The organism is Atribacter sp. (genome assembly GCF_035418125.1).
GTDB lineage: Bacteria > Atribacterota > Atribacteria > Atribacterales > Atribacteraceae > Atribacter > Atribacter allofermentans.
Window position 1 is genome coordinate 1 of record NZ_DAOLQM010000007.1, and the last position, 11,385, is coordinate 11,385.

9 protein-coding genes are annotated in these 11,385 nt (G+C 38.4%); all 9 read left to right on the forward strand.

Annotation, left to right across the window (positions count from 1 at the left end):
• Nucleotides 1–367 (forward strand): extracellular solute-binding protein (locus tag PLK24_RS01090; RefSeq protein ID WP_324475848.1); only part of this gene is annotated, 367 nt, incomplete at its 5' end.
• 225 nt (nt 368–592) lie between these two features.
• Entirely contained in the window at nt 593–1,465 is an 873-nt protein-coding gene (locus PLK24_RS01095; protein ID WP_324475849.1) for a carbohydrate ABC transporter permease, read from the forward strand.
• Entirely contained in the window at nt 1,462–2,295 is an 834-nt protein-coding gene (locus PLK24_RS01100; RefSeq protein ID WP_324475850.1) for a carbohydrate ABC transporter permease, read from the forward strand. The genes PLK24_RS01095 and PLK24_RS01100 overlap by 4 nt, the downstream gene beginning before the upstream one ends.
• Nucleotides 2,296–2,819: 524 nt before the next feature.
• Complete coding sequence (gene dnaA / locus PLK24_RS01105; RefSeq protein ID WP_324475852.1) at nt 2,820–4,178, forward strand: chromosomal replication initiator protein DnaA; 1,359 nt, start codon at nt 2,820–2,822, stop codon at nt 4,176–4,178.
• Between the two features lie 196 nt (nt 4,179–4,374).
• Nucleotides 4,375–5,487: a DNA polymerase III subunit beta gene (dnaN, locus tag PLK24_RS01110; protein WP_324475853.1), complete on the forward strand. Its 1,113-nt coding sequence runs from the start codon at nt 4,375–4,377 to the stop codon at nt 5,485–5,487.
• A gap of 3 nt (nt 5,488–5,490) precedes the next feature.
• Nucleotides 5,491–6,585, forward strand: coding sequence for a DNA replication/repair protein RecF (recF, locus tag PLK24_RS01115; RefSeq protein ID WP_324475854.1), 1,095 nt, complete (start codon nt 5,491–5,493; stop codon nt 6,583–6,585).
• The gene (locus tag PLK24_RS01120) at nt 6,578–6,895 is read left to right on the forward strand and encodes a DciA family protein (protein ID WP_324475855.1); all 318 of its coding nucleotides are present in this window, start codon (nt 6,578–6,580) and stop codon (nt 6,893–6,895) included. The genes recF and PLK24_RS01120 overlap by 8 nt, the downstream gene beginning before the upstream one ends.
• 75 nt (nt 6,896–6,970) lie before the next feature.
• Nucleotides 6,971–8,887 (forward strand): DNA topoisomerase (ATP-hydrolyzing) subunit B, encoded by a 1,917-nt coding sequence (gyrB, locus tag PLK24_RS01125; RefSeq protein ID WP_324475856.1) that lies wholly within the window; start codon nt 6,971–6,973, stop codon nt 8,885–8,887.
• 28 nt (nt 8,888–8,915) lie between these two features.
• Nucleotides 8,916–11,336 carry a DNA gyrase subunit A gene (gyrA, locus tag PLK24_RS01130; RefSeq protein WP_324475858.1) on the forward strand — a complete coding sequence of 807 codons (2,421 nt, stop codon included), beginning with the start codon at nt 8,916–8,918 and terminating at the stop codon, nt 11,334–11,336.
• The last annotated feature ends 49 nt before the right edge of the window (nt 11,337–11,385 follow it).

Here is an 11,385-nt window from a genome sequence, read left to right on the forward strand (position 1 = left end):
AATTGGGACTTTTGGTGGTTGGAACATGGTTATCTATAAAAACGCTCCCAACAAAGACGCGGCTTGGAAATTCATCGAATATTGGACCAGTAAGGAGGTCAACGAAAAAGTTTCTTCGCTTACCCCCGCTAACATTGAAGCTGCCAAATCTTTCTTAACCAACAAACGAAAGTTCTCTGATGTTATTTTTCAACAATTAACTCAGGCTCTTTACCGACCAATTTTCCCAAAATATCCAGATCTCGCTGAAATACAAAGAAATGCAACTACTGCAATTCTCACTGGTACCAGTGACGTTGATAGTGCACTGAAAACAGCAACTGAAGAAATAAATGCTCTTCTTGCCGATTACTACGGTACCAACTAAAAGGTAATCACGGTTCTGGGTAAAGTTTTTCTTTACCCAGAACCACTTTTATTCATTTTTTTAGAATTTTATGCTTCAACTATGAAATTGTTGTTCTTTTTTTTCAATTTTTTGGAATATGATTCGCTTTTTCAGCTTCAGGTATGATGATAGGTAATCATACAGAATATTGCTGGTTTCGATGGTTTTAAACCCTTATAAGGTTGCTATCGGGAGGATTGCCTCATGAAAAAAGAATGGCTTGCCGGGTATTCTTTCACCCTGCCATCAATAATTCTATTAATCATTCTGGTTATTTATCCGTTATTTCTTACTCTAACTTATAGCTTGAGCGATATGTCTCTAACCTCCACTCGTTATCTTGGTTGGACTGCCTATAATAAGCTCTTTGGCAATAAAATGTTACCGTTGGTTTTTAAAAATTCGATTATTTGGACAATTCTGGTCGTATTTTTCCAACTCCTTTTAGGGTTAGGGTCAGCAATCGTTTTAAACAAGCCTTTTTGGGGTCGTTCTCTGGTACGGGGCATTATGATTCTCCCTTGGGTTATGCCCGGAGTGGTTGCTGGTATGGTTTGGAGGCTAATTTATGATCCTCAGCTCGGTCTTCTCAATCATTATTTGAAAAGTCTAGGGCTTATTGACCAGTATTTAACTTGGCTTAGCATTCCCGGTTCCGCAATCTATGCCGTGATATTCTCGGCAATCTGGAAGGGTTTTCCTTTTTCCATGCTCATGTATTTAGCTGGTTTACAAGGAGTACCTGCTGAACTCTATGAGGCTGCCAATATTGATGGCGCGGGAAAATGGAAACAGTTTTTTTATGTCACGCTCCCTTCTATGCAACCAATCATCACCATCACTTTTTTGCTTACCTTTATTTGGACATTTAATTATTTCGAGTTGATTTATGTTATGACTGGCGGTGGTCCAGCGGAAAGTACCCATATTTTCCCTACCTACGTCTATGACTTGGCTTTCAAAAGATTCCGTTTTGGTGATGCTTCAAGGTTCGCTATTTTTGATTTCTTATTTCTTCTTATATTCAGCTTATTTTATGTTTGGCTCAGCCAGCGCCAGAAGAGGATGGAACAATGAAAACACATTTGAGCGAACACATTATTACTGCTGTTCAGGTGATCCTGCTTTTAATTTTCGTTCTTTTTCCTTTTTCAGTTATGCTTTCCATGTCTCTTAAGGCACCGGATGAACAGTTTACTTCCCCACCTTATTTAATTCCAAAACGTCCAACCGGAGAAAACTATCTCCACGTTTTTGGTAAGGGATCAATGTTTGTTCGTTATTTTATAAATAGCTTTTCGGTTTCCCTGGGAACGACCGCTATTGTTATTTTCGTTGCTCTTTTTTCTTCTTATGGATATGCTCGATTACAATTCCCCGGAAAAAATTTTTTCTTCAATCTTCTCCTGCTTAGCCAACTATTTCCACTTGCAGCCATCATTGTTCCTCTCTACCGAATCATGAGTCAGGCAGGCCTTATTGACACCTTTTCGTCGCTCATCATTGGGTACCTTGCCTTTTCGGTGCCGGTTGGAGTTTGGTTGTTAAGAGGATTCTTTGCTGGTATTCCAAAAGAACTGGAGGAGGCGGCTCAAATCGATGGTTGTTCGCAGCTTCAAGCTTTCTGGAAAATAGTCGTTCCATTGATACGACCTGGTGTTGGCGCAACTGCTGCCTATATTCTTTTCCTTACGTGGCAGGAATTTATGTTTGCTCTAACTTTCATAACCAGCCAAGACAAAAGAACTCTTCCGGTTGGTATATTCGACTTTGTTGGTCAATATGAAACCAATTGGGGAAACCTTATGGCCGCCTCGGTTCTCATCTGTATTCCGGTTTTTATTCTCTTTCTATTTGTACAAAAGCAATTGGTTGGTGGGCTCACTCAAGGCGCAGCAAAAGGATAAGGTTGTTTTTTCTATGAGGGGAATTTTTCCAAAACGCTTTCAATATTTAATTTTTTTCCCTTCTAAGGAGCATCAGTGCTTGATGGGAGAAAAATAGGGTAACATTAAAAGTCACCACTGGTCCCTTTTTTAGTTGAAGAGTATATATCCACAAGAATCTGTGAATATCTTGGTTTTATCTGTGGAAAAGTCGATTTCCTCAAGTTTTTATCCTCATTTATCATCTATTCAATTTTTCGATAAATAGCTTCCTCATGATATACTATTCAACACCAAGGGAAAAGTTATAACAATAAAGTTATCCACACCTGTTAACAACTTGTGGATAACTTGCCAAGAAGCCTTCCTTTATGGTTTAATAGGGCGAGAGTAAAATTTTAAAAAAAACATTTTATTGTTCTCTTCTTACTCATATAACCCCTTGTCATGCGCTTTTGCAATTTTCTATTGCCCTCATCCAGGGGGTTAGAATTCCTTGTGGATATCCTTGTGAATTACAATTAAATAAGTTGGGGTGGCTTTTTATGAATGATGTATCAAGCACATTAGATGGGTTGTGGATAAAAACCATCTCTTATTTGGAAAAGCAATTATCGGTTCCAGAATATGCAGCTTGGATTGAAACAATTCATCCTATTTCCTTTCGTGACAATGAATTAATTCTTAGTGTTCCTTCCGGCTTGGCACGGGAGAAGGTCGAACAGAAATATTTGGATTTACTTCGCTTTTCTTTTTCAAAAACCGTTGGGAAAGATATTTCAGACTTGAAAGTTATACTTTCTGTGGATAATTATCCTCCAATTTCTCAAAATCCTACTCCTATTCTTGTTTCTCAATCTAGCGATTGGGAAAAGCCCAACCTTAACCCTCGTTATAGTTTTTCTTCTTTTGTTGTCGGTAATAGTAATAAGTTTGCCCACGCTGCTGCGGTTGCCGTGGCAGAAAGCCCTGCTAAATCGTACAATCCTCTTTTCATCTATGGAGGAGTCGGTTTAGGAAAAACACACTTAATGCACGCAATTGGGCACCAGGTATTAAAAAAAAATCAATCAGCTCGTATTGTCTATTCCTCTTCTGAAAAATTCACCAATGAGTTAATCAATTCCATAAGGGACGATAAGACTGAGGATTTTCGTCAAAAATACCGTAATGTTGACGTTCTTCTTATTGATGATATTCAATTTTTAGCCGGCAAAGAGAGAACTCAAGAAGAATTTTTTCATACTTTTAATACTCTCCATGATGCTTTAAAGCAAATTGTTCTTACCAGCGATCGTCCACCAAAGGAAATACCTACTCTTGAAGATCGATTACGTTCTCGTTTTGAATGGGGATTGTTGGCCGACATCCAACCCCCAGACTTAGAGACGCGTATTGCTATACTCAGGAAAAAGGCGGAAACTGAACATATTGATATCCCTGATGAAGTTATTCTTTTTATTGCTGATCGCATTCCCTCAAACATTAGAGAATTAGAAGGTGCTCTGGTTCGTATTAAGGCTTATTGCACTTTGAATCAAATCAGTCCTAATCCTGAGATAGCTGAGGAAATATTAAAAGATATCCTCCCAAAAACTGTTGCTAAGAAAATCAGTGTGAGCACTATCCAGAGGGTCGTGTCAGAACATTACTCAATAAAACCAGGACTAATGCGAGCTAAGAAGAGAACCAGGGAAGTAGCCTTTCCGAGGCAGATAGCCATGTACATCACCCGCTCCCTGACCAGTTATTCCCTCCCGGCTATTGGAGAAGAGTTTGGTGGGAGAGATCATACAACTGTTCTTCATGCTTATGAAAAAATTAAAACTGACATGGAAAATAATCCACAGCTTTCACAAGAAATCAGTGGAATAATAGAAAAAATACAGCGAGAAGGAAGTTAATCACATTCCTTCCACAATCACTTCACAAAATAAAACCTAATCTTTTATCATTGTTTTTGTCAAAGTTATAGGAAAAAGGAGAGATATCCACAGATTTTTTCTCTACTACTACTCCTTCTATTTTTTTAAATAAATAAAAAGAGTAGTAATAGTAATAAGATTATTGTGGACAACTATCGAACAGGGGGATAAATCCATGAAAGCTACAGTTAGTTTAAAAGACTTAAAGAAGGCGATTGATCATGTTTCGGTTTGTGTTCCCTCTCGCAGTTCTATTCCTGTTTTAACTGGGTTATTAATTGAGGCTGAAAATAAAGAAACGATTAAGATATTATCAAATGACATGGAAATGGGTATTATTGCAAAGTGTCAGGCTCAGGTGGAAGAAAGTGCCAGTATTGTACTCCCTGGTAAATTGTTAATTGGAATAGCGAGGGGAATGGTGGGAGAAACGGTAACAATAAATTCACTGTCAGATAGTATGGTCACTGAGTTAAGGTGTGGCAAGAGTATTTTTAAGTTAACCGGTTACCCACCGGAAAATTTTCCGGTATTTCCTCCTTTTCAAAAAGATAAATATTTTACTGTCAAGAGTGAACAGCTTCGAACTGGTTATAACCGAACAGCTTTTGCGGCATCAAACGATGAAACTCGTGGTCCACTCACTGGTGTTCTTATAGAAGGAAAAGAATCATTTTTGTATTTAGCAGCAACCGATGGTCATAGGTTGAGTATGCATAAAATAGAAAAAATAAACGATTTAGTGGAAGAAAAGATACGATTTATTGTGCCTTCGAAAGTAGCAGCGGCAATCATGAGAGCGATGGTGGGAGAAAGAGTTGATGTTATTCCTGGTCAAGGGGAAATTATGTTCGATATGGATACAGTAACAATATATAGTCGACTTATTGAGGGAGAATTTCCTGAGTATGAGTCAGTTTTGCCAACCGAGTTTACAACAACTGTAACTATGAATCGAAAAACTTTCCTCGAGGGAATAGAAAGAGCCGCATTAGTTACAACACCAGAAGAAGAAACGATTTATTTACAATTTAACAATAGAAAATTGATGATGACCTGTGAAAGCCAGGGAATGGGAATAGCAAAAGAAGAAATGGAAATTACCATAGAAGGACAAGCTGTTAACATAGCATTTAATTCACGTTTTTTAATTGATTGTATTCGAGTTGCACCATGGGAAAATATTTCCATTGGTATTAATGGTGAAGTGGCACCAGTTTTGATATTTGGCGATAATGACGAATTCCGACATTTAATCATGCCACTAAAAGTTAGAGAAGAAGAATAGGGCATGTTGATTCAAGAATTAAAATGTATTAATTGGAGAAATCTGGAAAAATTAAACTTAAGTTTCTCCAACCACTTAATTATTTTACAGGGAAAAAATGCTCAAGGAAAAACCAATCTCTTGGAAGCGATATATTTTTTATCAAGAGGTCGCTCATTTAGAAGAGCAAAAGACCAGGAGATGGTCACCTGGGGAGAAAGTTATAGTTATCTAGGAGCTAAGGTTGGGGAGGACGGAACCTACTTCTGGAAGGAAGTGTCAATACAACCAGGTCAAAAAAAAGAATGGAAAATAAACGGTCATCCCGGATCAGGAAGGCGAGGTATTTGGTTAGTCGGTTATTTCCCCAGTGACCATGAAATCGTAGCGGGTCCACCACAAAACAGGAGAGAATATATAGACGAGGCAATAGGGTTTATATATTCCGCTCATGCTGCCTTGGTAAAACAGTATGAGGGATTACTATCACGTAGAAATTATTTACTCCGTGAGCATGCAAGTGATGATTTAATTGAAACCTATACAGAAAAACTCATTCATGTTGGAAAGAAGATTATTCAGGGAAGACTCGAATATTTGAGACTCTACACCCCTTTAATTAAGGAGTTTTATTATCGTTTAGGAATGAACAACCAATCGCTTACACTCAGATACCAACCGTTTGGATATCACTTGGATAACGAGGGGGGAATCCATATGGAAAAAGGCTTCGAAATGGTTAAGGAAGAAGAAAGAGAAAGAGAGATTACTATTATTGGACCGCATCGTGATGAAATAGTTTTTGAGAAGAATGGACGGGAGTTTCGAACCTTTGGATCCCAAGGAGAGAAAAAATCTCTTGCTTTATCAATTAAATTAGCTGAGATGTCTGTGATACAATTAATCAAGAAAAGCAAAGTAATTATGATTTTTGACGATGTTTTTTCTGAGCTTGATCAATCTCACCAAGATCTATTGTTAGAAGAAATCTTAAACCAAGGGCAAGTGTTCATATCCACGACCCAAGAAAATGATGATTGGGCAAGAAAACGAAAAAATCGAGTAACAGTGTTAAATGTTGAAAAAGGAAAAATTATAATGGGGAAATGTAATGAATAACCGAGTGGTTCGTTTTTTCTGGGGAAAACCAACTTTGCTCGGCGAGATTTTAGAGGAATACTTAGAGAAAGAGGGCTTAGTCGAGACAATTAAAATTCACCAACTTATAGAATTATTTGGTGAATTTTTTCCGAATTTAAACCAGCTCTGCCAGTGTGAGGGCTATCGTAATGGTGTTTTATTTTTAAGTATAACCGATCCAATATTCAATCTTGAAGTGCAAAAATTAATACCGGACATTTGCAGAATCTATCAGGAAAAAGGATTAATGGTAAAAAAAGTAAAAATCCGTGGGATAGGGAAAAAATAGAAAAATTAAATTTATTTTCCCTTTATCGAAAAGACGACTGATCTATAATACCAATGATTTATGAGGTGAAAGATTTTGGAAGAACCAAGAAAAAATGATATAAAAAACTATGGAGCAGAGCAGATACAGGTTTTAGAAGGTTTAGAGGCAGTTAGAAAACGACCATCCATGTATATTGGGAATACATCAGTAGAAGGCCTCCACCATCTTGTGTTTGAAGTTGTTGACAATAGTGTGGATGAAGCATTAATGGGATATTGTGATGAGATAATTGTAACAATTCAAAAAGAAGGCAGTGTGATGGTGCAGGATAATGGGAGAGGAATTCCAGTTGGTGTTCATCAAAAGGTTGGCCGTTCAGCAGTAGAGGTAGTCCTCACCAAACTCCATGCTGGAGGGAAGTTTGATCGATACTCCTATAAAATATCCGGCGGTCTCCACGGGGTGGGAGTATCCGTTGTAAATGCTTTATCAGAATGGTTGGAGGTAGAAATCCACCAAAACCAAAAAATTTGGCGACAAAGGTATGAGCGGGGTAAACCGATAAATGATTTGGTCGATGCCGGTCTTACTAACCACACAGGAACGGTAATTCGTTTTCTTCCCGACCCCGAAATATTCCCAGATCGCAATTTTCACTTTGATATTTTAGCTCAAAGGTTAAAAGAACTAGCCTTTCTCAATGAAGGTCTAAAAATTTGTTTAAAAGATGAACGTAACGAAAAAGAAAAAGAGTATTGTTATCACGGTGGAATAAAGTCTCTTGTTAGCTATTTGAACCGAGGTAAAAACGTTGTACATAACGATCCAATTTTTCTTAAAGGTGAAAAGGATGAAGTAAAAGTTGAGGTTGCTTTTCAATATAACGACAGCTACTTGGAAAACCTTATTTCTTTTACCAATAATATTAATACCATAGAAGGTGGTAGTCACGTAAGCGGTTTCAAGTTGGCGATAAATAGATCATTCTCAGAATACATAGAACGTTATCAGCTTATAAAAGAAAAAGAGGAAATGCCGACCGGAAACGACATTCGAGAGGGGCTATGTGCAGTAATTAGTGTTCTTGTCCCTGAACCACAGTTTGAAGGGCAGACTAAAACCAAGCTTGGAAACATAGAGGTTAAAGGTATTGTGGAGGAAATTACATATAGCTATCTTTCTTCCTTCTTAGAAGAAAATCCTGATGTGGCTAAAGCTATATGCGAAAAAATAATTCAAGCGGCAAGAGCCCGTGAAGCTGCTCGTAAAGCCCGCGAATTAGCTCGAAAAAAGAACAGCATCGACTCATCCAGTCTCCCTGGGAAATTAGCGGATTGTTCAAGTCGGGATCCCAAGGAATCGGAAATATTTATAGTTGAGGGAGATTCGGCAGGAGGCTCAGCAAAACAAGGAAGAGATCGCCGTTTCCAGGCAATTCTACCCCTAAGGGGGAAAATTCTCAACGTTGAGAAGGCAAACCTTCATAAAATTCTTTCCAACGCTGAAATCCGCAACATTGTTGCTGCCTTAGGATGTGGAATTGGATTTGACTTTGTCATTGATAAATTACGCTACTACAAAGTGATAATTATGACCGATGCTGATGTAGATGGTGCCCATATCCGTACTTTATTGTTAACCTTTTTTTACCGATACATGAAGCCACTCATAGAAAATGGAAAAATTTATATTGCCCTTCCACCGCTCTATCGAATAAGGGATAATAAAAAAGATGCTTATGCTTATAGTGATAAAGAATTAGAAAAAATATTAAAAGACTTTAAAAACAAAAAATACACTATTCAACGCTATAAAGGCTTAGGAGAAATGAATCCAGAACAGCTCTGGGAAACAGCGATGGATCCCAAAACTAGAACTCTCAAGCAGGTTTCTATTGAGGATGGTATTGAAGCTGAGGAAATATTTAGCATTTTAATGGGAGATGCTGTTGATCCACGTCGTGAGTTTATCCGTGAGCATGCTCATGAAGTAGTTAACATAGACATATAATTCAAAGAGATAATCTTGGAGGAATTAAATGCCGGAAGATAAGGGGAATATTATTCCTGTAGACGTAAAAGATGAAATGAAAGATGCTTATTTAAATTATGCTATGAGCGTTATTGTTGGAAGGGCATTGCCTGATGCTCGAGATGGGCTGAAACCCGTACAACGCCGAATTCTGTTTGCAATGAATGAAATGGGTAATAGGCACAATTTACCATACAAAAAAAGCGCTCGAATTGTTGGCGATGTTCTGGGAAAGTATCATCCTCATGGTGATATGGCTATATATGATACCTTAGTTCGAATGGCCCAACCTTTTACCTATCGTTACTCTTTGGTTGATGGGCACGGAAATTTTGGATCGATCGATGGCGATCCACCAGCAGCCATGAGATATACTGAAGTAAGAATGAACCTGATTGCCGAAGAAATGTTGTTTGATATCGAAAAAAACACTGTCGACTTTATACCAAATTTTGATGAGTCAATGCAGGAACCGATAGTTTTACCAGCAAACTTTCCTCAACTTTTAGCCAATGGTGCAACCGGCATAGCAGTTGGAATGGCAACCAACATTCCTCCTCATAACCTTTCGGAGATAATCGATGCCACTATATATCTTATTGATCACCCTCAGTCAACTTGGAGGGAGTTAATGGAATATATTCCCGGACCGGATTTTCCTACTTATGGATTAATAGTTGGAACTGAAGGTATTCATGATTACTTTAGAGAAGGACGAGGAAAATTAATATTGCGGGGAGACGCCCGAATTGAAGATTTAGACCGACATAGAAAAGCAATAATAATTCGTGAAATTCCTTATCAAGTCAACAAAGCTTCGTTGGTTGAGGAAATTGCTCGACTCATTATGGACAAAAAAATCACTGATGTTAGTGAAGTTCGTGATGAATCAGACCGAGACGGTATTAGGGTGGTTCTGGAACTGAAAAAAAATGCCATGAATCCAAACTTTGTTTTGAATTACCTTTATCGTCGAACCGCTCTTCAAACTACCTTTGGAGTTATTCTTTTAGCGCTGATTAATGGACGACCGGAAGTAATGGGCGTGCCTGATGTTCTTCGTCATTTTATCGATTATCGAAAAGAAGTGGTGACTCGGCGTAGTAAGTATGAATTGAAAAATGCCGAAGATAGAATTCATATTTTAGAGGGATTCCTTCGGGCATTAGATAGGATAGACGAGGTAATTCATACTATTCGATCTTCTCAAAATGTATCCGAAGCAAAAGATCGTTTAATTCAGCAATTTCAGTTTTCCGATCCTCAGGCACAAGCAATTTTAGAAATGAGACTTCAACGGTTGGTGGCCTTGGAAAGGGAAAAGATCCAAGAGGAATATAAGGAATTAGAGAAAAGAATTGCTTCTCTGAAAGATATATTAACCCATGAAAAGAGCCTTTTGAACTTAATAAAAAGAGAGCTTTTAGATGTAAAAAGAAGGTTTGGCGACGCTCGTCGAACCCGTATTGTTGATGAAGCGGAGCCTCTTGATTTAACCGATCTTATTGCTGAAGAGGATATTGTTATTACCCTTACTCGTGATGGTTATGTCAAAAGAGTTCTCCTTTCTTCCTATCGGCGTCAAGGACGAGGCGGTCGAGGGGTAACTGGTATTACAACTAAAGAGGAAGATTTGGTTAGTCAAATTGCGGTTACAACGACTCTTCACAAAATTCTATTTTTTACCAGTCGGGGACGGGTATTCCAGCTTCCTGCTTATCAACTGGTTGAAATGCAGCGCCAAGCCAAGGGAATCCATTTAGTAAATTTACTCCAACTCGAAGACGGAGAACAAGTGATTAATATGATACCCCTCAAGGATTTTGGCGAAGGAAAGTACTTATTTTTTGTTACATCGCGGGGTATCGTTAAAAAGAGCGATCTCCTTGAGTATGTTTCTATCACCAGAAGAGGAATAAGAGCAATTAATCTCGATGATGGCGATGAGCTCTCAACAGTATTTGTAACCAATGGAAAGGAAAAAGTTCTGATTGCTACAGCGAAGGGTTATGGAATTTCCTTTTCTGAGGAAGAGGTTCGCTCAATGGGGAGAGTTAGTCGAGGGGTAAAAGGAATAACGCTTCGAGCGAAGGACCGGGTTGTCGGTGCTTCATCTCTCAAACATAAATTAGATCTATTGATTATTTCCTCTAAGGGCATGGGTAAGCGAGTAAAAATGCAGAACTTTCCTGTCCACCACCGAGGCGGGAAGGGCATTATCTTAATGAAGTTTGGCCAACCAGAAAACGAAGTTATTGGAGTTCAGCTAGTTTCTGGACAGGAAGAGATATTGATATCATCGCAAAATGGCACCCTAATTCGAATCAATTGCAATGAAGTTTCAGTTCAAGGACGTGCAACCCGGGGCGTAACCCTGGTAAGATTGTACAAAGGTGATTTAATCTCCTCATTTGCACTGGTTGAATGATGAACGTACCCATCCATGGTGGTCGACTAATAGAGATGGAATTGAGAGG

What these genes read in the sequence shown, in the direction of transcription:
- PLK24_RS01095 (WP_324475849.1), top strand. Translation starts at nt 593, where the DNA reads ATGAAAAAAGAATGGCTTGCCGGGTATTCTTTCACCCTGCCATCAATA.
- PLK24_RS01100 (WP_324475850.1), top strand. Translation starts at nt 1,462, where the DNA reads ATGAAAACACATTTGAGCGAACACATTATTACTGCTGTTCAGGTGATC.
- dnaA (WP_324475852.1), top strand. Translation starts at nt 2,820, where the DNA reads ATGAATGATGTATCAAGCACATTAGATGGGTTGTGGATAAAAACCATC.
- dnaN (WP_324475853.1), top strand. Translation starts at nt 4,375, where the DNA reads ATGAAAGCTACAGTTAGTTTAAAAGACTTAAAGAAGGCGATTGATCAT.
- recF (WP_324475854.1), top strand. Translation starts at nt 5,491, where the DNA reads ATGTTGATTCAAGAATTAAAATGTATTAATTGGAGAAATCTGGAAAAA.
- PLK24_RS01120 (WP_324475855.1), top strand. Translation starts at nt 6,578, where the DNA reads ATGAATAACCGAGTGGTTCGTTTTTTCTGGGGAAAACCAACTTTGCTC.
- gyrA (WP_324475858.1), top strand. Translation starts at nt 8,916, where the DNA reads ATGCCGGAAGATAAGGGGAATATTATTCCTGTAGACGTAAAAGATGAA.